General features: G+C 71.9%; 19 protein-coding genes. 9 read left to right on the top strand and 10 right to left on the bottom strand.

The genetic code is table 11. The features are described from left to right. Window positions 1-277: 277 nt before the first annotated feature. From JL475_RS14385 to JL475_RS14400, 4 genes are all read right to left on the bottom strand, one after another. Window positions 278-1,429 carry a homoserine O-acetyltransferase gene (locus tag JL475_RS14385; RefSeq protein WP_202278102.1) on the bottom strand — a complete coding sequence of 384 codons (1,152 nt, stop codon included), beginning with the start codon at window positions 1,427-1,429 and terminating at the stop codon, window positions 278-280. Then, entirely contained in the window at window positions 1,426-2,787 is a 1,362-nt protein-coding gene (locus JL475_RS14390) for a bifunctional o-acetylhomoserine/o-acetylserine sulfhydrylase (protein WP_202277995.1), read from the bottom strand. Before JL475_RS14390 ends, JL475_RS14385 begins: the two co-directional genes overlap by 4 nt. A gap of 408 nt (window positions 2,788-3,195) precedes the next feature. After that, window positions 3,196-5,415: an NADP-dependent isocitrate dehydrogenase gene (locus JL475_RS14395; protein WP_202277996.1), complete on the bottom strand. Its 2,220-nt coding sequence runs from the start codon at window positions 5,413-5,415 to the stop codon at window positions 3,196-3,198. A 178-nt stretch (window positions 5,416-5,593) separates the two neighbouring features. After that, on the bottom strand, window positions 5,594-6,691 hold the full coding sequence (locus JL475_RS14400; protein ID WP_202277997.1) for a mechanosensitive ion channel family protein: 1,098 nt from the start codon (window positions 6,689-6,691) through the stop codon (window positions 5,594-5,596). A 283-nt stretch (window positions 6,692-6,974) separates the two neighbouring features. Between JL475_RS14400 and JL475_RS14405 the strand changes: the two genes are divergently transcribed. After that, the gene (locus JL475_RS14405) at window positions 6,975-8,885 is read left to right on the top strand and encodes an ABC transporter ATP-binding protein (RefSeq protein ID WP_202278104.1); all 1,911 of its coding nucleotides are present in this window, start codon (window positions 6,975-6,977) and stop codon (window positions 8,883-8,885) included. A gap of 105 nt (window positions 8,886-8,990) precedes the next feature. Here the strand turns inward: JL475_RS14405 and secD are convergent, their stop codons facing one another. The 4 genes from secD to JL475_RS14425 form a co-directional block, all read right to left on the bottom strand. Continuing rightward, window positions 8,991-11,330, bottom strand: coding sequence for a protein translocase subunit SecD (secD, locus tag JL475_RS14410; RefSeq protein ID WP_202277998.1), 2,340 nt, complete (start codon window positions 11,328-11,330; stop codon window positions 8,991-8,993). Window positions 11,331-11,394: 64 nt separating this feature from the next. Further along, the gene (locus JL475_RS39955; RefSeq protein ID WP_237407130.1) at window positions 11,395-11,880 is read right to left on the bottom strand and encodes a hypothetical protein; all 486 of its coding nucleotides are present in this window, start codon (window positions 11,878-11,880) and stop codon (window positions 11,395-11,397) included. Continuing rightward, window positions 11,877-12,545 carry a response regulator transcription factor gene (locus tag JL475_RS14420; RefSeq protein ID WP_109378110.1) on the bottom strand — a complete coding sequence of 223 codons (669 nt, stop codon included), beginning with the start codon at window positions 12,543-12,545 and terminating at the stop codon, window positions 11,877-11,879. Before JL475_RS14420 ends, JL475_RS39955 begins: the two co-directional genes overlap by 4 nt. Next, on the bottom strand, window positions 12,542-13,504 hold the full coding sequence (locus JL475_RS14425; protein ID WP_307825050.1) for a sensor histidine kinase: 963 nt from the start codon (window positions 13,502-13,504) through the stop codon (window positions 12,542-12,544). The genes JL475_RS14420 and JL475_RS14425 overlap by 4 nt, the downstream gene beginning before the upstream one ends. A 304-nt stretch (window positions 13,505-13,808) precedes the next feature. Between JL475_RS14425 and JL475_RS14430 the strand changes: the two genes are divergently transcribed. The 6 genes from JL475_RS14430 to JL475_RS14455 all read left to right on the top strand — a co-directional run bounded on the left by JL475_RS14430 (window position 13,809) and on the right by JL475_RS14455 (window position 18,449). Further along, window positions 13,809-14,135, top strand: coding sequence for a TraR/DksA C4-type zinc finger protein (locus JL475_RS14430; protein ID WP_202277999.1), 327 nt, complete (start codon window positions 13,809-13,811; stop codon window positions 14,133-14,135). A gap of 64 nt (window positions 14,136-14,199) precedes the next feature. After that, window positions 14,200-14,571, top strand: a complete 372-nt coding sequence (locus JL475_RS14435; protein ID WP_202278000.1) for a TraR/DksA C4-type zinc finger protein — start codon at window positions 14,200-14,202, stop codon at window positions 14,569-14,571. 22 nt (window positions 14,572-14,593) lie between these two features. Next, the gene (locus tag JL475_RS14440) at window positions 14,594-15,403 is read left to right on the top strand and encodes a rod shape-determining protein (RefSeq protein WP_202278001.1); all 810 of its coding nucleotides are present in this window, start codon (window positions 14,594-14,596) and stop codon (window positions 15,401-15,403) included. Window positions 15,404-15,458: 55 nt separating this feature from the next. After that, window positions 15,459-16,094, top strand: coding sequence for a hypothetical protein (locus JL475_RS14445; protein ID WP_202278002.1), 636 nt, complete (start codon window positions 15,459-15,461; stop codon window positions 16,092-16,094). 256 nt (window positions 16,095-16,350) lie between these two features. Further along, entirely contained in the window at window positions 16,351-16,860 is a 510-nt protein-coding gene (locus JL475_RS14450) for a hypothetical protein (protein WP_202278003.1), read from the top strand. Between the two features lie 146 nt (window positions 16,861-17,006). Further along, window positions 17,007-18,449, top strand: coding sequence for a flotillin family protein (locus JL475_RS14455; protein ID WP_202278004.1), 1,443 nt, complete (start codon window positions 17,007-17,009; stop codon window positions 18,447-18,449). Between the two features lie 97 nt (window positions 18,450-18,546). On the opposite strand, the gene JL475_RS14460 is transcribed toward JL475_RS14455, so the two are convergent. Continuing rightward, complete coding sequence (locus JL475_RS14460; protein WP_202278005.1) at window positions 18,547-20,067, bottom strand: serine hydrolase; 1,521 nt, start codon at window positions 20,065-20,067, stop codon at window positions 18,547-18,549. Between the two features lie 85 nt (window positions 20,068-20,152). Between JL475_RS14460 and JL475_RS41455 the strand changes: the two genes are divergently transcribed. Further along, a complete protein-coding gene (locus JL475_RS41455) occupies window positions 20,153-20,812 on the top strand; it encodes a TetR/AcrR family transcriptional regulator (RefSeq protein ID WP_202278006.1) in 660 nt (219 codons plus the stop codon). 23 nt (window positions 20,813-20,835) lie between these two features. Here JL475_RS41455 and JL475_RS14470 read toward each other — a convergent pair whose 3' ends face one another. Then, window positions 20,836-21,738, bottom strand: coding sequence for an RNA polymerase sigma-70 factor (locus JL475_RS14470; protein WP_202278007.1), 903 nt, complete (start codon window positions 21,736-21,738; stop codon window positions 20,836-20,838). 207 nt (window positions 21,739-21,945) lie between these two features. Here JL475_RS14470 and JL475_RS14475 point away from each other — a divergent pair, with 207 nt between their 5' ends. Then, window positions 21,946-22,692, top strand: coding sequence for a TetR family transcriptional regulator (locus JL475_RS14475; protein ID WP_202278108.1), 747 nt, complete (start codon window positions 21,946-21,948; stop codon window positions 22,690-22,692). Window positions 22,693-22,776: the final 84 nt, after the last annotated feature.

The raw sequence follows: 22,776 nt of genomic DNA on the forward strand, positions 1-22,776 counted from the left end.
CCGCCACACCTACAAGGCCACCATCAGCATCGACATCTTGACGTCGGCTCCCGGACCGTAAACTTCACGGCCTTGGGCAAAAGCCCGTGGGGGCCTTTCTCCTTGCAGGACAGGATGATCCGGCAGGGGTCGCGGTCGAGCCGCTCGAGGTCGTGCACGGACAACCGCGGGACTGCGGGGGCCGGTCATCGGGCTGCTCCAGGAGGGTCGTCGGTGGTGCACGGCACGGGCAGGGCGCCACACACCACCGACGACGCGTCGCGACGGGGAGCGGAGGTCAGCCCAGCAACTCGCGGATCAGCGCGCCGACCTGTTCCGTCTCGAGGAGGAAACCGTCGTGTCCGTAGGGCGACTCCACCACTCTGAGCCGGTCGGCACCGGGAAGGTGCGCGGCCAGCTCGGCCTGCTGGGACAGCGGGTAGAGACGGTCCGAGTCGACCCCGGCCACCAGCGCGGGCGCGGTCACCCGGCGCAGGGCCGCACGGACGCCACCCCTGCCGCGTCCCACGTCGTGGCCGTTCATCGCCTCCGTCAGCACCACGTAGCTCCCCGCGTCGAACCTCCGGACGAGCTTGACCGCGTGGTGGTCGAGGTACGACTCGACCTGGTACCGGCCGCCGCGCCACGGGTCCTCCGCCCCCTGGGGCTCCCGGCCGAACCGGGCCGACAGCTCCGGCTCGCTGCGGTAGGTGACGTGGGCGATGCGCCGGGCGATCCCCAGCCCGGCGTGCGGCCCCCGGTCGGTGTCGTGGTAGTCGCCGCCGTGCCAGTGCGGATCACTGCGAACGGCGTGGAGTTGGAGGGTGGACCAGGCGATCTGCTCGCCGCTCGCGGCCGCCGTGGTGGCGAGCAGCAGCAACGCCCCCGTGCGCTCGGGATGCGTCACCGCCCATTCCACGGCACGCATCCCGCCCATCGAACCACCGACCACCAGCGCCCAGGTCCGCACGCCGAGCGCGTCCGCCAGCCGGGCCTCGGCGGCGACCTGGTCCCGCTGGGTCAGGTACGGGAAGGCGCCGCCCCACCGGTGCCGCCCGCCGGGGCGCGGCGAGGCCGGTCCCGTGCTGCCCTGGCAGCCGCCCAGCACGTTCGGGGCGACGACGAACCAGCGGTCGGTGTCGAGGGCCAGCCCGGGCCCGATCAGCCCGTCCCACCAGCCGGCCGTGGGATGACCGGGGCCGGCCGGTCCGGCCGCGTGGCTGTCGCCGGTGAGCGCGTGCAGCACCAGCACGGCGTTGGAACCGTCCGGCGCGAGCCGCCCCCAGGTCTCGAATGCCAGTTCCACGCCGGGGAGTTCGCCACCCGCTTCCAGCGGCAGCGGCGTGCCGAGGGCATGCCATTGACGCCGCCCGGGCGGGTCCCCCTCCTGCCAGGCCCCGGTGGCCGGCGGGAGGGGGACCGATGTTCCGGAGGCCGTGAAGGCGTTCAGGAGGCGCCCTTGGCCGCGCGGAAACCGGACTCCAGGTCGGCCCTGAGGTCGGCGAGGTTCTCGATGCCGACCGACAGCCGCACCAGACCCGGCGCGGTTCCGGTCGCCGCGAGCTGCTCCTCGTTCAGCTGGCTGTGGGTGGTGGACGCGGGGTGGATGATCAGGCTGCGCACATCACCGATGTTGGCGAGGTGGCTGAACAGTTCCACACCGTCCACGAACCGCTTGCCCGCCTCGACGCCGCCCTTCAGCTCGAAGGCGAACACCGCGCCGGCACCGCGGGGCAGGTACTTCTGCGCCGCCTCGTACCAGCGGTTGGACGGCAGGCTCGGGTAGTGGACCACCGCGACCTCGTCGCGCTGCTCCAGCCACTCCGCCAGCGCCAGCGCGTTGGCCGTCTGCCGCTCCATGCGCAGGCTCAGCGTCTCCACGCCCTGCAGCAGCAGGAACGCGGAGTGCGGGGCGATCGCCGGTCCGAGGTCGCGCAGCAACTGGACACGCAGCTTGATCGCGAACGCGCCGGGGCCGAGCGCCGGCCAGTACCGCAGTCCGTGGTAGCTGGGGTCGGGCTCGGTGAAGTCCGGGAACCGCTCGGCGTGTGCGCCGAAGTCGAAGGTTCCGCCGTCCACGACCACGCCGCCGATCGTGGTGCCGTGCCCGCCGAGGAACTTCGTCGCCGAGTGCACCACGATGTCCGCGCCGTGCTCGAGCGGACGCAGCAGGTAGGGCGTGGCGATCGTGTTGTCCACGACCAGCGGCACGCCCGCGTCGTGGGCCACGTCCGCGACCGCCCGCACGTCGAGCACGTTGTTCCGCGGGTTGCCCAGGGTTTCGGCGTAGAGGGCCTTGGTGTCGGGCCGGATGGCCGCGCGCCAGGCCTCGGCGTCGTCGGGATCGTCGACGAAGGACACCTCGATGCCGAACTTCGGCAGGGTGTGCCGGAACAGGTTGTACGTTCCGCCGTACAGCGAGGTGGACGAGACGATGTGGTCGCCGGCCCCGGCCAGCGTCAGGAGGGCCAGCGTCTGTGCGGCCTGCCCCGAGGACAGGGCCACCGCCGCCACTCCGCCCTCCAGGGCGGCGACGCGCTGCTCGAGGACGTCCTGGGTGGGATTGTGGATGCGGGTGTAGATGTTCCCAGGCTCCGCCAGCGAGAAGACGTCGGCGGCGTGCTGGGTGTCCCGGAACACGAACGAGGTCGTCTGGTAGATCGGCGTGGCCCGGGCCCCGGTCGTGGGATCGGGTTCGGCACCGGCATGGACCTGCTTGGTCTCGAACGACCAGGCCGACGTGTCGGGACCGGTGGACGTCCCCTCGGGCGTGTCGGCGGCGGTGTCGGGTTCGGTGGGCTGGCTCATGATGTGCTCCTCGTGCGCAGTGCGGGCGCGGACCACGGGTGGCGTGCGGATCCGCGGACCTGCCTGTGGGGTGCGGGGGCGTGCCGGACGGCCCTGGGGATCAGGGCGTCGGAGAGGACCACGTGCCGACGTGGGTGTCGGTTCGTCGCGCGACACGCCGTGGTGGTGACACGTGTGTGGTCGGTTGCGGCGTGTCACCGACGCCAGCCTACGACCAGATGAGCGCGAAATGAGACGGCGTCTCAGTAGGTGGTCGATCTCTTCACACGGTATTCATGAAGGTGCTGTGCCCGGGCCGCGGCCCCGCCGACCGGGCCGGCCGGCGACGAACACGGCTCCGCCCCGGCCGGGCGTCGTGCCGGCCGGGGCGGAGCCAGTGGGGTCTTCGTCCGGGTTGCCCGGGTCGCGTCAGCCGAGGGAGGCCAGGGCCTCGTTCCAGATGGCGGACGGACGCATGACGGCGGCGGCCTTGGCCGGGTCGGGCTGGTAGTAGCCGCCGATCTCGGCCGGCTCGCCCTGGACGGCGATCAGCTCGTCGACGATCTTCTGCTCGTTCGCGGCGAGCGTCTCGGCGAGCGGGGCGAAGGCCTTCGCCAGGTCCGCGTCGTCGGTCTGCCCGGCCAGCTCCTGCGCCCAGTACAGGGACAGGTAGAAGTGGCTGCCGCGGTTGTCGATGCCGCCGAGACGACGGCTCGGGGACTTGTCCTCGTTGAGGAAGGTCGCCGTGGCCCGGTCGAGGGTGTCGGCCAGGACCTTGGCCCTGGTGTTGCCCGTGGTCGTCGCGAACTGCTCCAGGGACGGAACCAGGGCGAAGAACTCACCGAGGGAGTCCCAGCGCAGGTAGTTCTCCTTGACCAGCTGCTGCACGTGCTTGGGCGCGGAACCGCCCGCACCCGTCTCGAACAGGCCGCCGCCCGCCATCAGCGGGACGACCGACAGCATCTTGGCGCTGGTGCCCAGCTCCAGGATCGGGAACAGGTCGGTCAGGTAGTCGCGCAGCACGTTGCCGGTGACCGAGATGGTGTCCTCGCCGCGGCGGATGCGCTCCACCGACAGCTTGGTGGCCTCCACCGGGTTCAGGACGCGGATGTCCAGACCCTCGGTGTCGTGCTCCGTGAGGTACTGCTCGACCTTGGCGATCAGGTTGGCGTCGTGGGCGCGGGTCTCGTCCAGCCAGAAGACGGCCGGGGCGCCGGTGGCGCGGGCGCGGGTGACGGCGAGCTTCACCCAGTCGCGGATCGGCGCGTCCTTGGTCTGGCAGGCACGGAAGATGTCACCGGCGGAGACGGTCTGCTCCAGGACGACCTCGCCGGCCTGGTCGACCAGGCGGACGGTGCCGGTGACCGGGATCTCGAAGGTCTTGTCGTGGCTGCCGTACTCCTCGGCCTTCTGCGCCATCAGACCCACGTTCGGGACCGAGCCCATCGTGGACGGGTCGAAGGCGCCGTTGGCGCGGCAGTCCTCGATCACGGCCTGGTAGACGCCGGAGTAGCTGGAGTCCGGCAGGACGGCCAGGGTGTCGGCCTCCTGGCCGTCGGGACCCCACATGTGGCCGGAGGTGCGGATCATGGCCGGCATGGAGGCGTCCACGATGACGTCCGAGGGGACGTGCAGGTTGGTGATGCCCTTGTCGGAGTCGACCATCGCCAGCTCCGGGCCCTCGGCGAGCTCGGCGTCGAAGGACGCCTTGATCTCGGCGCCCTCGGGCAGGCCCTCGAGGCCCTTGTAGATACCGCCCAGGCCGTCGTTCGGGGTGAGGCCGGCCGCGGCGAGCTGCTCACCGTACTGCGCGAACGTCTTCGGGAAGAAGGCGCGCACCACGTGGCCGAAGACGATCGGGTCGGAGACCTTCATCATCGTGGCCTTCAGGTGCACGGAGAACAGCACGCCCTCCTGCTTGGCGCGGGCGACCTGCGCGGTCAGGAACTCGCGCAGCGCGGCGACCCGCATCACGGAGGCGTCGACGACCTCGTCCTTCAGGACGGGCACGGACTCGCGCAGCACCGTGGTGGTGCCGTCGTCGCCGACCAGCTCGATGCGCAGCGCACCGTCCGCGGCGATCACCGCGGACTTCTCGGTGGAGCGGAAGTCGTTCTCGCCCATGGTCGCCACGTTCGTCTTGGACTCGGCGGTCCAGGCGCCCATGCGGTGCGGGTGGGTCTTGGCGTAGTTCTTGACCGAGGCGGGGGCGCGCCGGTCGGAGTTGCCCTCGCGCAGGACCGGGTTCACGGCGGAACCCTTGATCTTGTCGTAACGGGCGCGGACCTCGCGCTCCTCGTCGGACTGCGGGTCGTCCGGGTAGTCCGGCAGCGCGTAGCCCTGGCCCTGCAGCTCGGCGATCGCGGCCTTGAGCTGCGGGATCGACGCCGAGATGTTCGGCAGCTTGATGATGTTGGCCGCGGGCGTCTTGGCCAGCTCACCGAGCTCGGCGAGGGCGTCCGGGATGCGCTGGTCCTCGGTGAGGTACTCCGGGAACACCGCGATGATGCGTCCGGCCAGCGAGATGTCACGCGTCTCCACGGCCACACCGGCCTGCGAGGCGTACGCCCGGACCACCGGCAGGAAGGAATACGTCGCCAGGGCCGGGGCCTCGTCAGTGTGCGTATAGATGATGGTCGAGTCAGTCACCGGGTGCTCCGCTCCACGTCTGCAACATTGCTCGACATCAAGATATCCCGTTCGCGGCCCGGGCTCGACAGGGGTCCGGACCCATATGGGCCGGCCCGTCCTCCCCATCCCCGGCCGCAGGTCGTCGGCCGGGGTCCGTCGGGGTCCCTGGAGGGCCGTCGGGGTCTGCCGCAGCCGGTCAGATCGGCCGGGTCACCGTCATGTCGCTCGGCTCGGGCTCCGCGTCGCGCTGCTGCGGGAACACCACCGTGCCCTGCTGCAGCGCCACCGTCCGCGCGGGTGACGGGATGCGGATGCCCTCCTCGCGGTAGCGCCGGTGCAGACGCTTGATGAACTCGTGCTTGATCCGGTACTGGTCGCTGAACTCGCCGACGCCCAGGATCACGGTGAACCCGATCCGGGAGTCGCCGAAGGTGTGGAACCGCACTGCCGGCTCGTGCTCCGGGATCGCGCCGGTGATCTCCGTCATCACCGCGGCGACGACCTCCTTGGTCACCTGTTCCACCTGCTCCAGGTCGCTGTCGTAGGACACCCCGGCCTGCACCAGGATGGTCAGCTTCTGCTCGGGACGCATGAAGTTGGTCATGTTCGTCTTCGCGAGCTGCCCGTTGGGGATGACCACCAGGTTGTTGGAGAGTTCGCGGACCGTAGTCTGGCGCCAGTTGATGTCCTCGACATAGCCCTCCTCGCCGCTGCTCAGCCGGATGTAGTCACCGGGCTGGACGGTCTTGGAGGCGAGGATGTGGATGCCCGCGAACAGGTTGGCGAGCGTGTCCTGGAGGGCCAGCGCGACCGCCAGGCCGCCGACGCCGAGGGCGGTGATCATCGGGGCGATGGGGATGCCGAGCGTCTGGAGCACCACCATGAACCCGATCGCCAGGACCAGGATCCTGGTGATGTTCGTGAAGATGGTGGCCGACCCGGCGACACCGGAACGGGACTGGGTCACCGAGCGCACCAGACCGGCCACCACCCGGGCCGCCGACACGGTCGCCGCGACGATGACCAGGACCGTCAGCGTCTGGTTGACGTTGTGCTGCACGGTCCGGGTCAGCGGCAGCGCCGCCGCCGCCGAGGCCGCGCCGCCCGCGACCGCCGCCCACGGCGCGATCATGCGCAGGGCGTCCACGAGGACGTCGTCCCCGCGCCAGCTGGTGCGTTCGGCGTGCCGGCCGAGCCAGCGCAGCAGCATCCGCAGCAGGAACGCCGCCAGCAGACCCGCGACGATCGCGATACCGGCGTACAGCAGATCGTCCAGCGTGAGCGCGCGCGTCACCGCTCACCCCCGGCGAACGTCCTCGCCGTCGACCGTATGTGATGTCGTGTCACGTCTCGTCACCTGCTCGAATTCGGGGATGCCCGGGAGGGCGCGGGCCGGGAGGTGTGCCGGGCCGGATCGGCCTGGCCCGCGGTCGGCACAGTCGCTCATCTTGCCGTATCGACAGGGGGAGTTCGCACCGCGCAGAGCAGCGCGTCCGGCAACCGTCGGCCGGGGAGCCGTGCGGACGGTGCGCCTTGACCTCGATGAAGGTCGAGGTTCTATGTTCTCCCGCATGAGCATGGAGACCACAGCCTGGACCCAGTTGCGCAGCGTCATGACCGCAGAGGAGGAGCGCCGTCCCTTCGCGCGGGACACGCTGCGCCGGATCGGAGGGTTCGCCCGCCCGCACCGCCGCCGCCTGACCCTCTTCGTCCTGCTCGGATCGGCGACCGCGCTGCTCGCCGTCGCCACCCCCGTGCTGGCCGGGCGCGTCGTCGACACCATCGTGACCGGCGGCGACTCGGCCACGGTCGTCCGGCTGGCCCTGCTCATCGCGCTGATCGCGGTGACGGAGGCGGCGCTCGGCATTCTCGGCCGCAGACTGTCGGCCTCCCTCGGGGAGGAACTCATCCTCGATCTGCGGACCGCCGTGTTCGACCACGTGCAGCGGATGCCGGTCGCGTTCTTCACCCGCACCCGTACGGGCGCGCTCGTCTCCCGTCTCAACAACGACGTGATCGGCGCCCAGCGGGCCTTCAGCAACACCCTGTCCACCGTGGTCGGCAACGTGGTGACGCTGGTGCTCGCCCTGGCCGTGATGCTCGCCCTGTCCTGGCGGATCACCCTGCTCGCGCTGGTCCTGCTGCCGGTGTTCGTGATCCCCGCCCGGCGCATGGGCCGCCGCATGGCCCGCATGCAGCGCGAGGCCGCCGCCCTGAACGCGGCCATGGGCACCCGGATGACCGAGCGCTTCTCCGCGCCCGGAGCCACCCTGGTCAAGCTCTTCGGCCGCCCCGAGGAGGAGTCGGAGGAGTTCGCCGAGCGCGCCCGCCGGGTGCGGGACATCGGCGTACGGACGGCCACCGCCCAGACCGTGTTCATCACCGCGCTGACCCTCGTCTCCGCCCTCGCCCTGGCCCTCGTCTACGGAGTGGGCGGCCACCTCGCGCTGCGCGGCGCCCTGGAGCCCGGCGCGGTCGTTTCGCTGGCGCTGCTGCTCACCCGCCTGTACGCGCCGCTGACCTCGCTCGCGGGGGCGCGGGTGGAGGTGATGAGCGCCCTGGTCAGCTTCGAACGGGTCTTCGAGGTGCTGGATCTGCGGCCGCTCATCGAGGAGAAGCCGGACGCCCGCGACGTCCCCGCCGGGCCGGTGTCCGTCGAGTTCGACGACGTCCGCTTCGGCTACCCGTCCGCAGACAAGGTCTCACTCGCCTCCCTGGAGGAGGTCGCCACCCTGGACCCGAACGGGGGCACCGAGGTCCTGCACGGCATCTCCTTCCGCGTCGAACCCGGGCAGACCGTGGCCCTCGTCGGCTCCTCCGGCGCCGGCAAGTCGACCGTCGCGCAACTGCTTCCGCGCCTCTACGACGTCGACTCGGGCGCGGTGCGCGTGGGTGGCGTCGACGTCCGGGACCTCACCGCGCGGTCGCTGCGCGACACCCTCGGCATGGTCACCCAGGACGGCCACCTCTTCCACGACACGGTCCGCGCCAACCTGCTCCTGGCCGGGCCCGGGGCGAGCGAGCCCGAACTCTGGGACGCGCTGCGCCGCGCCCGCCTGGACGACCTCGTACGGTCCCTGCCCGACGGTCTGGACACGGTGGTCGGAGAACGCGGCTACCGGTTCTCCGGCGGGGAACGCCAGCGCATGACGATCGCCCGGCTGCTGCTGGCCCGGCAGCGGGTCGTCCTCCTCGACGAGGCCACCGCCCACCTGGACAACACCTCCGAGGCGGCCGTCCAGGAGGCGCTCGCCGAGGCGCTGGAGGGCAGGACGGCCATCGTCATCGCCCACCGGCTGTCCACCGTCCGGGCCGCGGACCAGATCCTGGTCGTCGAAGCCGGCCGGATCGTGGAACGGGGCACGCACGAGGAACTGCTGGAGGCCGACGGCCGCTACGCGGCACTGCACCACACCCGGTTCGCCCCCCGGCCGGCGGACCCCGGCCACGACCGGGACCACGACCGCGGCGCACCGGCGACGGTGTAGGCCCCGCCCGGCCCGCCGCACAGCGCCGCCGCCGACCCCGGGATCGAGGTCGGCGGCGGCGCTCGCGTGTGCGCGGCGGCTCCCCCGCAAGGGAGCCGCCCGGCGTCAGGTTCCCTGGCTGGTGGCCTTCGCCAGGCTCGAGCTCTCCCGGGCGCCGGACTTCCCGTGCCCGGAACCGCTCTGGCCACGGCCACGGCCACGGCCGCGACCACGCCCGCGACCACGGCCGCCGCCGTCGCTCGCGTACGCGTCGAGCTCGATGGCGAGCGGCGACGCGGTCAGGACCGACGAGTACGTGCCCACCAGCATGCCGATCAGCAGGGCGAGCGCGAAGTCGGTGAGCGAGTCACCGCCCAGCAGAGCCAGCGAGGCCAGGATGAAGATCACACCGATACCGGTGTTCACCGTACGGGGCACCGTCTGCAGGACCGCCAGGTTGGTGGTCTGGGCCAGGGGCGTCTTGGGGTTCTTCTGCCACAGTTCCCGGACGCGGTCGAAGACCACGACGGAGTCGTTCACCGAGTAACCGACCACGGTGAGCAGTGCGGCCAGGAAGATCCCGTCGATCGGCTTGCCCAGCCACGCGAAGATGCCGGTGAGGATCACCACGTCGTGGGCCAGGGTGCTGACCGCCGCCGTGCCGAACATCCAGCGGAACCGGAAGGCGAGGTACAGGAGCTGGGCGCCGAGGGCCAGGCCGAGCGCGATCAGCGCGTTGCGGCGCAGTTCGTCGCCGAGGCTCGGGCCGATCAGCTCGTCGCGGACCTTCTCCGCCCCGCCGCCGATCTCGTCGATGACCTCGGCGACCTTGACCGCCTCGGCGTTGCTCAGCTCATCGGTACGCACCGTCAGCCCGTCGTCCCCGGAGGACTGCACGACGGCCTGCGGGAAGCCGGCGTCGGCCAGGGCCGTGCGGGCCTGGTCCGGATCGACGGTCTTGGTGGTCGAGTACTCGATCAGCCGACCGCCGGTGAACTCGACACCGAAGTTCAGCCCGCGCACCACGATGCCGGCGCCGGTGACGAGCAGCACGATGAGGGAGACCGCCAGCCAGCGGCGCGGGCGGCGCATCAGCTGCGGGTCGCGACGGGTGAGGTACTCGCGGACCCGCCCGATGGAGGCCAGACCGGTGAGCTTGGGACGACGGTGCACCCAGCCGCGGCCCACCGCGAACTCGGCCAGCACCCGCGTGATCACCAGGGCGCTGATCATGGAGGCGAGGACACCGATGGCCAGGGTGACGCCGAAGCCCTTCACCGGACCGGAGGCGAGCAGGAACAGCAGACCCGCCGCGATGAGCGTGGTGATGTTGGAGTCTGCGATCGCACTGAAGGCGCCCTTGAAGCCGGCGGTCAGGGCCGAGCGGCTGCTGGGCCGGTTGCGTTTGCCGTACTCCTCGCGCGCTCGTTCGAAGACCAGCACGTTGGCGTCGACGGCCATACCGATCGCCAGGACGAAACCGGCCAGACCCGGCAGGGTCAGGGTCGCGCCGAGGCCTGCGAGGGCGGCGTAGGAGATCACGCCGTAGCAGGCCAGGGCCACGATGGCCAGGAAACCCATCAGCCGGTAGACGACGAGGATGAACAGCGCGGTGAGGGCGGTGCCGACGACGGCTGCCCAGGCGCTCGACTCGATGGCCTCGGCGCCCAGCGTCGGGCCCACGGTCCGCTGCTCGACCGTCTCGACCGGCACCGGGAGGGCACCGCCGCTGATGAGCAGGGCGAGCTCCTTGGACTCGTCGCTGGTGAAGGAACCGGTGATCTGGGTGGACCCGCCGGTGATGCCGGCCCCACAGGCCACGGACGGGTCGACCTGCGGCGACGAGATGATCTTGTTGTCCAGCACGATCGCGACCCGGCGCTTGGGGTCACCGGCGGGGTTGCAGGCCGCCTGGCCGGTCAGCTTGGCCCAGCCCTTGTCGTCCTCGAAGTCCACGGTGACGAGCCAGCCGGCAGCGTTCTGCTGGTCGAAGGTGGCCTCGGCGTCCTTCACGTCCTGACCGGAGAGCGCGGCGGGGGCCAGGTGGAGCCGCTCACCGGCCTCGTCGGCCAGGACGCGTTCGCCCTTCGGCAGGGACTTGTCGGACTCGGCGCCGGGGCCGAGCACCGAGTGGACGGAGAGCTGCGCGGTACGGCCCAGCACGTCGGCGGCCTTCCGGGGGTCCTGCACACCAGGCAGCTCGACGATGATCCGGTTGTCACCGGAGCGGACGATGGTGGGTTCGGCGACACCGAGCGCGTCGATACGGCCGCGCAGGACCTCGAGGGTCCGCTCGGTCGCCTCGCCGTCGGCCTTGATGGTCTCGGTGGAGCGGGTCTCCAGCACGATCTGGGTGCCGCCGCGCAGGTCGAGACCCAGACGGACGGGGACCGTGGCGGCGATGTACACGGACAGCGCGATCACGATGAGCGCGAACAACGCCCGGAAGCGGGCGGAACTTTTCACGGATGACTCCAGCAGGCACGCCGTGGCCGACTACGGCACGGCGGAGAGGTGGGTGACAGGACTCTCAAGCGCTGGACGATACGGGAGGAGCCCGGCCGAGGTCCGCAGGCACGTGCGCGGCGGCGGGCGGCGCGTGTCCGGCCGCCGGGGCGGGCCGGGCCGGCCGGGGCGGCACACGAGGGGTGTGCTCGGGGGTGAACAGCAGGTGACCGGCCGGCACCGTACGCTCCCCGGCGTCGCGCTGCGGACGGAAGGGCACGGTGCGGGCGGTGCAGTCGTCGGTGTGCGGACCCACGTCGGACGAGTGGGTCCCGGGATCCGCGGCGGGATCCGGCGCGGACCGGTCCGGCCCGCCGGGCGCCGCCGGACCCGGGACGGAGGGACCGAAAGCCGCGGGGGCGCCGACGGAGGGCGACTGCGCCGCGAGAGCGGGCCGCGGGCCGTCCGGGATGCCGAACCCGAAGGTCAGCAGCACGGAGGCCAGCGCGGTGAGAAGCGCGGCGACACGGAGTGGAAGGCGGGCGGCAGGTCCCGGCAGGACATGGCTCAAGGCTCGACGAGCCCTGCACGGATCGCGTACCGGGTCAGATCCAGACGGTCCCGCAGACCCAGCTTGCTCAGCAGGTTCTCGCGGTGCCGCTGCACCGTCTTGACGCTGATGAAGAGCAGCTCGGCGATCTCCTTCGAGGAGTGCCCCTCGGCCACGAGCTTCAGCACTTCCTCCTCGCGCGGCGTCAGCACCTGCTCGGAGGCCTCCTCACCGTGCTGGACCCGATCGAGGTAGTTGCGGATCAGCGCGGTGACCGCCCCGGGGTAGAGGAACGGCTCGTCCCGCATCGCGGCCCGGCAGGCGGCGACCAGGTCGCGGTCGGCGACCGATTTCAGGACGTATCCGCTGGCCCCGGCCTTGAGGGCCTGGAACAGATACTGCTCGTTGTCATGCATCGTCAGCATGAGGATACGCAATCCCGGCTTGAGCGCGGACAACTCGCGGGCGGCCTGCAGACCGGTCATCCTGGGCATGGCGATGTCCAGGACGGCCAGGTCGACCTCCTGGGCGCGGGCCATCGAGATCGCCTCCGCGCCGTCACCGGCCTCGGCGACGACCTCCAGGTCCGGCTCCCGGTCGAGGATCAGCCGGACGCCGCGGCGCACCAGGGCATGGTCGTCGGCGAGCAGGATCCGGATCGTGGTCGGTGGGGCCTGGTGGGTCATGACTGCTTCCTGACGGCGGGCACGGCCAGCCGGATCCGGGTACCGGTCCGGGTGACGGGAGTGATGTCCAGTGTGGCCCCGATGAGCAGGGCCCGTTCACGCATACCGCGAATTCCGGCGCCCTCGAGGGCGGCGCCGACCCCACGGCCGTCGTCGCTCACCTCGAGGACCACGTGGTCGTCCTCCCGGTACAGGCTCACTTTGACGTTCCGTGCCTCGGCATGCCGGGCGGCGTTGGTCAGACTCTCCTGCGCCACACGGTAGATCACGAGCTCGGTGCCGTTGTCGAGGGTGGGCAGATCGGGGTCGAAGCTGCGCTTCACCCGCAGCCCGGTGTGGGTGGCGAACTCGGTGGCGAGCGAGGTGACCGCGCTGACCAGACCGAGATCGTCCAGCACCCCCGGACGCAGCCGGCGCACCAGTCGGCGGACCTCGTCCAGGCTCTCCCGGGTGATCTCCTGCACCTGACGCAGCTCGCCGCGCAGCGGCTCGGGCGCCTCGTCGGCGGCCTGCTTCAGGGCCAGCAGGATCGCGGTCATGCTCTGTCCGACCTCGTCGTGCAGCTCGACGGCGATGCGGCGCCGCTCGGCCTCCTGGGCGAGCAGGGCACGGGCGCTGCTCGCGGCGCGCTCCTTCTCCAGCCGCTCCAGCATGTCGTTGAAGGCGCTGACCAGCTCGGAGACCTCGTCACCGCCGCGCACCGGAAGCCGCTGGCCGGGCCGCAGCAGGTCGACGGTGGTCATCAGCCGGGTCACCCGGTCCAGCGGGGCGAGCCCGATCCGCAGCAGGGCCGCGTTCGCGACGAGCATCACAGCCAGGCCGCCCACCAGGATCACGGCCTCGGTCAGCAGCACCGGAACGGACACGGTCACCGGAGCCCACAGCAACAGCGCGGTCGCCGCGCCCAGCACCACCGCGTTGAGCCCGAAGATCCGCCAGTACAGGGACACGGGGGTCACGCCTTCCTCTTTCTCGTCTGCCTCTACTGTCGGGCACCACAGCGACCGATGCGGCAGCGGCCCCCCGAAGGCATGCCCCTTGTCCCACGTTGTCCCACGGCGAACGGCGAAACAGCGCACAGAGTGCACGAGCAGACCCCCTCCCGTCGATGGGCCCCGCACCCCATTTCCGTCCGTCCGCCGACCCACGCCGAGCGGGGTGGGTCCTCGGACGGACGGAAATGGGTCCCGCACCCAATGGGCGCCGGGCGCGGAAAGGGAGATGGTGGGAGATCACCCGTCTGCCAGTAGAAGGAGACTCTCCGTGTCGATCGACCTGCCGCGCACCGAACCGCGTTCCGCCCACACCGCCGCCGACGAGATCCGTCAGCGCCTCGAACACGCGCGCACCACGCGGTTGGCCCAGCTCAAGGCCCTGGACGAAACAGGAGGGAGTCCCGACGACCACCTGATGTCCAACCAGAAGGACGGCATCAAGCGCGCCCTCGCGGAGATCGAGGCGGCGTTCGCCCGCGTCGAGGACGGAAGCTACGGCACCTGCCTGGGCTGCTCCAAGCCCGTCCCGGCGGAGCGTCTCGAGATCCTCCCGCACACCCCGTACTGCGTCACCTGCCAGAGCCGCGCCGCCTGACCCGCGCCCCGTCCGTACTTTTCATCCCGCTCTGCTCTCCTGCCCTGCCCAAGGGGGTGAAGTGGTGGCCCACCAGACCATCGACGAGCACGACGAGGTCCTCACGTCCGAGGACCTCGCGGCGTTGCGAGCAAGCCTGCGCGAGCAGCTGCTGTTCCGCCAGGAGCAGCTGCGGCAGTTCGCCGCCGACGCCGGGTCGGGTCCCGACGAGCCGCTCCGGGAGGAGGGCGCCGGCCGGCTCGAGGTGCACGTCAGGCTCGCCGCGTCCGCCCGGATGGTGCTCGCCGACGTCGAGGCGGCGCTCGCCCGGATGGACACCGGAGGCTACGGCCGCTGCCACCTGTGCCGCGGCCCGGTCGAACGGGACCGGCTGCTGATAGTCCCCCAGGCCCGCTACTGCGCCCGCTGCCAGCAGGTGAGGGAGGCCGCGCGATGAGCACGGGCCGAAGGACCGGACGATGACCGTGATCCGGCGTCCACGCAGCACGGCGGCCGTGCGGCACAGCCCCTGGCCGCGGTGCCGCCGGTGCTCCGGCATCGCGCTCGACCTGGGCAGCTCCCGCACGCGCGCGTGGATCGCCGGACGGGGCATGGTCCTCGACGTGCCCACGGTGACCTTCCCGGGCAGCGGCGCCATCCACCCCATCCAGCGCGGCGCCATCGTCGACGCCTCCGGCACGGCCCGGATGCTCGACCGGCTGCTCGGCCACCGGCTGCCCCGCTTCGGCCGCCCCCTGGTCGTCGTCACGACGCCGGTCCTGGACGGGCCCGCCTTCCGGGAGGCGGCCCGCACGGCCGTCGAGATCCTCCGCCCGCGCGCTGTACACACTGTCCCGGGCGCGCGGGCGGTCGCCCTCGCCGCGGGCGCCGACCACTCCAGCCCGCTCCTGGTGGTGGACCTCGGTGCGCACCTCACCGAGGTGGTGCTGCTCGCCGAGGGAGCCGTCACCGACGCCCGGCGCACCGCGCTGGGCGTCGGTGACCTGGGCGACTACGGCACCCCGCCCGGAGACCTCACCGACGCGGTGGTCGACATGGTGACGGCGATGCTGCGGCAGGACCGCGGCGCCACCACCCGCACCGCCCTGCGCCGGGGCATCCTCCTGTCCGGCGGGGGCGCCCTGCGCCCGGAGATCACCCACGGTCTGCCCGGCCGGCTCGGCTGCCCGGTCCAGCCCGTGTCGTCGCCGCACACCGCCGCGGTCCGGGGAGCCGCCGGCCTGCTCGCCGCGGCGCACCACCACCCCCTGGCCACCGGACCCGGCTGACCCGCCGACCGCTCTCCCCCTTCGTCCGCGCCCCGACACCCGAAGGAGTCACGACGTGGCGGGCACCGTTCCTCCCGCGCAACCGTCCCCGGGCCCCCCTCTCGGGCCGCCCGACCGTCCTTCGCCGGGGCACCGCCGGCGCAACCCCCTGCGCCGCCGCACCGACGTGCTCCGGGTCCGGATCGGTCTCGGCACCCTGCTCGCCGTCCTGACGGTGGCGCCCGTGGTCACCGTCGTCGTCTCACAACTCGCCCACCGCCACTACGAGGACGTGGCCCGCCACCAGAACCTGACCCGGTACGAGACGACCGCGACCCTCACCGCGGACGCCCCGCGCCATCCGGAGCCGGGATCGGACGAGGCGGAGCTGGCCCGCTACCCGGTCGAGGTCCGCTTCACCACCCACGAGGGACGGACCGGCACCACCCGGGCTGAGGTGCGGCCGAGCCTGCCCGCGGGCAGCCCGGTCCGCATCTGGGTGACCACCGACGGCGAGGCCACCGAGCCACCGCTGACGCGTGCGGAGATCCGCAGCCGCAGCATGGGCTGGGCCCTCCTCTCCGGCACCGGCGTCGCCCTCACCGGCGCCGCCGCCCACGGCGTGACCCGTCTCGTCGTACGTCGCCGGAACCTCGCCGACTGGGACAGGGCCTGGGCCGAGACGTCCCCCCGCTGGACGGCACCCGGATGAACTGCCGGAGGCGGGCAAGGGTTTTGGTCCTCGCGGTTCCGCGGGGAGGTTCCCGGAAGGGCACCGGTGGCGGCGGGGGCGGGTCCGCCGTGTGCCACGTGACCCGTACCGCGGCCCGAGCAGGAGCGGAACGGCGGGATCCGGTGGAAGACGGCATGGAGGAAGCGTAAAGATTGCCGAGTTCTGGCAATGTTTTCGAGTTCGGGTGTGTGAGAGCATCCGCATGCGGGGGCCGGTCGGTGAAAGTGAGGCCCGAATGGAGTGGTTTGTGGGTCTCGGCATCGCGGGACTGCTTCTGCTGCTGTTCTCACTGATCTTCGACGGACTCCTGGAAGGCCTCTTCGGCGGTGTGCTGGACGGCATGTTCGACGGGCTGCTGTCACTGCCGGTGATCGCCGGGTTCGTCTCCATGCTCGGTTTCGGCGGCGCGATCGTCCTCGGCACGACGGACCTCGGGGTCACCGGTGCGACGGTGGTCGGCGTGCTGGCGGGAGTCGCCGCGGGCTGGCTGACCTGGAAGTTCAGCCGGGCCCTGATGCGGGATCAGACCGCTGCCACCCCGCGGGGCGGCGACCTCGTCGGCACCTCCGGCTCGGTGGTGACCGCCATCCCGGCCGAGGGCTACGGCGAGGTGCTGGTGTATCTCGCCGGGCAGCCGCTGAAGCTGTCCGCGAAGAGCGCCGTGCCCGTCGCGCGGGGCGCCGAGGTCTGGGTGGAGTCGGCACTGTCCGCGACCTCGGTGGCGGTCCGCCCGGTCGAGCGCTGACCGGTGCCGACCGGCACGTCCCCGCGGAACGACACGTCACCCGTCGAGGCCCGCCGTGACGCCGGCGCCTCCCGCAGTACCCGCGTTCCCGTCCCATCCGAACCACATCGCCGTCCCCCGGGGAAGGCTGAGGGGATTCCACACCTATGAGTCCTGTACTGATCGCCGTGGTGGGAGTCGTCGTACTCCTGGTCCTGCTGGGCCTGGTGGTGGTCACCCGCTACAAGGTCGCCGGCCCCAGCGAGGCGTTCATCGTCACCGGTCGGCGCGGCAAGAAGTCCACCGACCCCGAGACCGGCCGGATCTTCACCGACAACAGCGGCCAGAAGGTCGTGGTCGGCGGCGGTGTCTTCGTCGTCCCGTTCGTCCAGCAGAAGTTCACCCTCGAACTCTCCAGCCGGCACATCCCGGTCGCCGTCCGGGGCGCGGTCACCCTGCGCGGGGTGAAGGCGAACCTGGAGGGTGTCGCCATCGTCAAGGTCGGCGGCACGGAGGACTCGATCCGCGCCGCGGCCCAGCGCTTCCTCGACCAGCAGGACGGCATCGTCGGTTTCACCCAGGAAGTGCTGTCCGGCGCGCTGCGCTCCATCGTCGGGCGCATGTCCGTCGAGGACATCATCCGCGACCGCGCCGCCTTCGCCGGACAGGTCGCGGAGGAGGCCGAGGCCAGCCTCTCCGGGCAGGGCCTCGTGCTGGACGCCTTCCAGATCCAGGACATCACCACCGAGGGCTCCTACCTCGAGGACCTGGGCCGGCCCGAGGCGGCCCGCGCCAAGCAGGAGGCCGACATCGCCGAGGCCGTCGCCCGGCGCGCCTCCGAGCAGGCCCGCCTCAAGGCGGAGGAGGAGATCGCGATCGCCCAGCGCACCTTCGCGCTGAAGCAGGCCGAGATCAAGGCCGAGACGGACGAGGCCGCCGCCCGCGCCAACGCCGCCGGTCCGCTCGCCGAGGCCGCCCGGCAGCAGGAGGTCCTGCAGGAGCAGGAGAAGGTCGCCACCCGGCAGGCCGCGCTGACCGACCGTGAACTCGACACCAGGGTGCGCAAGCCCGCCGACGCCGCCCGCTACCAGGCCGAGCAGGAGGCCGAGGCCCGCCGTATCGCCGCGGTCAAGGAGGCCGAGGCGGCCGCCGAGCGGGCCAGGCTCACCGGTGAGGGTGAGAAGGCCCACCGCGCGGCGCTCGCCGACGCCGTACGCATCGAGGGTGACGCCGAAGCCGCCGCGATCTCCGCGAAGGGTGCGGCGGAGGCCGAGGCCATGCACAAGAAGGCCGACGCCTTCGAACGCTACGGCGACGCGGCCGTGCTCCAGATGCTGGTCGAGGTGCTGCCGCAGGTCGTCGGCAAGGCCGCCGAGCCGCTGGCCGCCGTGGACAAGCTGACGGTCATCTCCACGGACGGCGCGGGACAGCTCCCGCGCACCGTCGCCGACAACGTCGCGCAGGGCATGGAGCTCCTCAGTTCCACCACCGGCGTCGACCTCGGTGAACTCCTCCAGGGGATCGCCCGGCGCGGCACGCCGAAGGTACCGGCTCCCGCGGAGCACACCCCCGTGGACCCCGCGGGCGGCAAGGTCGACATCACCGACTGACGCCCCCGGCCCCGACGGCGGAGCCCGGCCACCCCACCGGTGGCCGGGCTCCGCCGTATCCCCTCCTCATTCCCTCGTACGACGATGCCCCGCCGTCTCACCGCACGCGGGCGGCGCGGACCGCGAGGAGGACGCGGAGCACGACCGTCGCGACGCCGGCGCCCGCCGTCGCGTACGCGGCCACGGCGGCGTCCGGCACCCAGGTCATCAAGGTGTCCAGGCCCGAGCCGCCCATGAACACGGCCAGGGCGACCAGGGGCAGCGCGCCCGCCAGACACCAGAGGGCGGTCAGGGTGTTGCGGCGCAGCGGGGAGGCGGGCCCGGCCGGGCGGCGCAGGAGCAGGGCCGCGCGTCCGGCCACAAGGATCATGGCGACGGCCAGGGCGGTGGCGCCCCACACGATCCCGTGGTGGAGGGACGTGGACGGGCTGCTCGGGGGTGCCTGACCGCCCGCGAGGATCCGGGCGGCGCCGAAGCCGACCTCCATCACCGCTTCGTCCTGGAGCAGCCCGTACAGGTTCTGTTCGATGACGATGCCGATGTCCTGCTGCGGCAGCAGGAACATCATCGCCGAGTAGCCGGGAGTGCCGCCCGTGTGCCAGATGGCGTCATCGAGCGGCGCGTCGAGGCCGCCGACCCGCCAACCCAGCCCGTAGCCGGTGCCGTTGTCGGCGCCGCTGTCCTGGCCCTCGGGCGCGCGGAGCTCGCCCTCCTCACGCATCAGCCGGACGTTTTCCGGGGTGAGGACCGGTTCGCCGTCGGCGGTCTCTCCTCCACGGAGCTGGAACGAGGCGAAGGCGGCGAGGTCGTTCAGGTCTCCGCCCACATAGCCGTAGCCCGCGCCGTGGTCGTCCACACCGTCGGCGATCGCGGTCGGTACTCCCCAAAGGAGTTGGTGTCCCGCGGCCAGGTTCCGTTCCCGGGCCGAGGCCCGGTCGGCGATGGCGCCGTCCATGCCCGCCGGGGCGAACACGGTTTCCCGCAGGGTGTCGGCGAAGGGGCGTCCGGTGACGGATTCGACCAGAGCGGTGAGGGTGAGGTAATTCGCGCTGGTGTAGGCGTACTTGGTGCCGGGCGGGCCGAGCGGCCGCACATCGTCCAGCTTGCCGACGCGCTCCACCGGGCGGGGACAGTCGGCGTCGAAGCAGTCGGTGACCTTGTCCGTGGCCGACTCGGGCAGCCCCGAGGTCTGGTTGAGCAGGTGACGGACCGTGACGGACGACGCGTGCGCGGCGTCGCCGAAGCGGAAGTCCGGCAGGTGGTCGACGACCCGGTCGTCCAGGCTGAGCCGTCCGTCCTGAACGAGGGCCATCACGCCGGTGGCGGCGATCGGTTTGGCGATCGAACCCCATAGGAACGGGGTGTCGGCCGTGACGCGGTCGCCGCGGCCGTCGGTCCCCCAGGAGCGCTGGTGGATCGGCCCGTCGGGGCCGACCACGGCGTAGGAGATTCCGGGTGCGCGCGTGGCTTTCATCCGATCGTGCACGTAGGCGTCGAGCGCGGCGCGGCGACCGGCCTCGCCAGGGGCCGCGGCGGCCGGGGCGATGAGCGAACAGAGAAGCAGGAGGAGCAGCACGACCGCCGTGCCGGCGGAGGCGTGCCGTGAGAGGCGACGCATGAGGGTCCTTCACCCGTTTCTTCAGGGGCGGGACGGATAACCGTATGACCATACGGTTTTTACCGTACGGTGGTACGGTTATCAAGTGCCGAGGATCGCCGACCATGGAGAACGCCGACGTCAGATCGCCGCTGCCGTCTGTGAACTCATCTCAGAACACGGGCTCGATGCCGTGACCGTCGCCCGCACCGCCGCCGCGGCCGGGATGTCCGTCGGGCTGGTGCAGCACTACTTCCGCACCAAGGACGAGATGCTGCTGCACGCGTTCAGTGAGGTCAGCGCGGCCATCCGGGGCCGGGCGGACGAACGGATCCGGGCAGGCGTCGAGCACCGGCGGCCCATCGCCCGGGTCCTGGCCGAGGCGATGACCGAGTTCGTCCCGCTGGACGAGAAGCGCCGCACCGAGTTCCGGGTCACCAGGGCGTTCGGCGGCCGCGCCCTGGACGCTCCCGCCCTCGCCGAGGTGGACGTCGAGACGGCGCGGCGGCTGCGCCAGGACATCGCCCAGGCCGTCCACAACGGCAAGGAGTGCGGCGAGGTCGAGGCGGACCTCGATCCGTGGCCCGCGGCCGTCCGCCTCGCCGCAGTGACGGAAGGGCTGGCCCTGCAGGTCTACCGCGACCCGGCCGGCGTGAACGGCGTGACCGCCGCCGAGCTGTCGGCGGCGGTCATCGCCGCGGAGCTGGCCGCGGTCTTCACCGGAGAGTGCCGTCAGTACGCGGGAAGGCGCGAGCCCGGCGGGTGACCGCACCCGGCCGGCACCTGAGTTCAGCGCAGGGTGAGGGGGGTCTCGGCTTCGGCGCGGGAGAGTTTCTCCGGGTTGCGGACGTAGTAGACGCCGGTGATGCGGGCGTCCTCGACACGGACCGCCAGGACGCCGTCGAGCCCGCCGTCCAGATGCACGACGAGGGCCGGGCCGCCGTTGACCACGGTGGGACCGACGGTGATCGGGAGCCGGTTCCTGCCGAGGCCGCCGAGCATGAAGCGGGCCACCTTGTCCGCCCCGTTGACCGGCCGCACCGCGGCCTGCTTGATGCCGCCGCCGTCGCTCAGCAGGACGACCTCCGGGGCGAGCACGTCGAGGAGTCCCTGCAGGTCCCCGCTCTCGAGCGCACGCCGGAACGACTCCAGAGCCGCCCGGGTCTCGCTCGGGGAGACCATCCGGCGGGGGCGGCGGGCATCGACGTGCCGACGGGCGCGGTGGGCGATCTGGCGGACGGCCGCGGGGCTCTTGTCGACGGCGGCCGCGATCTCGTCGTAACCGACGTCGAAGACCTCGCGCAGCACGAAGACGGCGCGCTCGGTCGGTGAGAGCGTCTCGAGGACGAGCAGGAGCGCCATCGACACGCTCTCGGCGAGCTCGACGTCCTCGGCCACGTCCGGCGCGGTGAGCAGTGGCTCGGGCAGCCAGGGGCCGACGTACGCCTCCTTGCGGCGCTTCACGGTGCGCAGCCGGTTCAGCGACTGCCGGGTGGTGATCCGGACCAGGTAGGCGCGCCGGTCACGCACCTGCGCCAGGTCGACCTGGACCCACCGCAGCCAGGTCTCCTGGAGGACGTCCTCGGCGTCGGCGGCCGAGCCGAGCATCTCGTAGGCGACGGTGAAGAGCAGGTTGCGGTGGGCGACGAACGTCTCGGTCGCCGGGTCGGCGGCGTGGTCGCCGTCGCTCATCTCGTGGCCCCTTTTCCATCGTGATCCGTCGTGATCCGGCATGGCTCGCAGTGGTTCGCATCAGTTCGTCGCATCACGTCCTGTCTCGTCGTGGCCGGCCGTGGCATGGAGACACCGCGCGGCCGACGGCTGTGACAGCACATGGCTCACGTCATGACGTCGATCGAGGCATGAAGTGTTTTTGCAGGCTCTGCATATTTGCGTATCCTGCACGACGTGAGCGACAGAGACCCGGCGGACGGCGGACTTCGGGGACGCAAGAAGCGGGCGACCCGTGCCGCCCTGGTGGCGGCCGCGGTGCGGCTGGCGGCCGAGCACGGCGCGGAGAACGTCACCGTCGACGCGATCAGCGAGGTGGTCGGCGTCTCACCCCGCACGTTCTTCAACTACTTCGACTCCCGTGACGAGGCGTTCGTGATGGTGGGCGCGGAGTCGGGCGTGCGTGTCCGGCAGGCGGTGCTCGCCGCGCCCGCCGGCACGCCCCCGCTGGCGGCGCTGCGTGACGCGCTGGCCGCGGAGCTGGGGGAAGTGGAACAGCAGCACGAGCTGTGGCGCCTGCATTCCGAGGTGCTGCGCAGATCACCGCACCTGCTGGCGCGGAGTCTCGGTGCCCACGTCGAGGACGAGTTCCTCCTGGCCGAGACGCTCGCGGAGCGCATCGGCGCCGGATCTCCGCTGTTCACGGGGGACCGTCCCCCTCTCGGGTCGCCCGAGGGACAACTGCGCAGGCAGGCCCTGGGGCTGTATCCGAGGCTGCTGGCCGCCGTCGGCACCACGGCCGTCCGCGTGGCCGTGGAGCACTGGTGCGTGCGACAGGACGAGGTTCCCTTCGAGGAGGTCTTCCGGTCGGTGTTCGACCACGTGGCCACCGGACTCCCGGGACCGGTCGAACCCGCCGGGCCCGCGGAACCCGCGGAACCCGCGGAACCCGCTGAACCAGTCGAAGGGGCCTGACCCCCTCCGTCTCTCACGGAACGGCTGCGCGTCGTCCCCGGCACGCGTGCTCCGTTCCTCTCGCTCTTCCCTCTCACACTCTTG

The organism is Streptomyces sp. M2CJ-2, assembly GCF_016757295.1.
GTDB lineage: Bacteria > Actinomycetota > Actinomycetes > Streptomycetales > Streptomycetaceae > Streptomyces.

Coding starts and splice junctions, on each gene's coding strand:
- JL475_RS14390 (WP_202277995.1), bottom strand. CDS start 2,787: ATGAGCCAGCCCACCGAACCCGACACCGCCGCCGACACGCCCGAGGGG.
- JL475_RS14405 (WP_202278104.1), top strand. CDS start 6,975: ATGGAGACCACAGCCTGGACCCAGTTGCGCAGCGTCATGACCGCAGAG.
- JL475_RS14420 (WP_109378110.1), bottom strand. CDS start 12,545: ATGACCCACCAGGCCCCACCGACCACGATCCGGATCCTGCTCGCCGAC.
- JL475_RS14440 (WP_202278001.1), top strand. CDS start 14,594: ATGACCGTGATCCGGCGTCCACGCAGCACGGCGGCCGTGCGGCACAGC.
- JL475_RS14450 (WP_202278003.1), top strand. CDS start 16,351: ATGGAGTGGTTTGTGGGTCTCGGCATCGCGGGACTGCTTCTGCTGCTG.
- JL475_RS14455 (WP_202278004.1), top strand. CDS start 17,007: ATGAGTCCTGTACTGATCGCCGTGGTGGGAGTCGTCGTACTCCTGGTC.
- JL475_RS14460 (WP_202278005.1), bottom strand. CDS start 20,067: ATGCGTCGCCTCTCACGGCACGCCTCCGCCGGCACGGCGGTCGTGCTG.
- JL475_RS14470 (WP_202278007.1), bottom strand. CDS start 21,738: ATGAGCGACGGCGACCACGCCGCCGACCCGGCGACCGAGACGTTCGTC.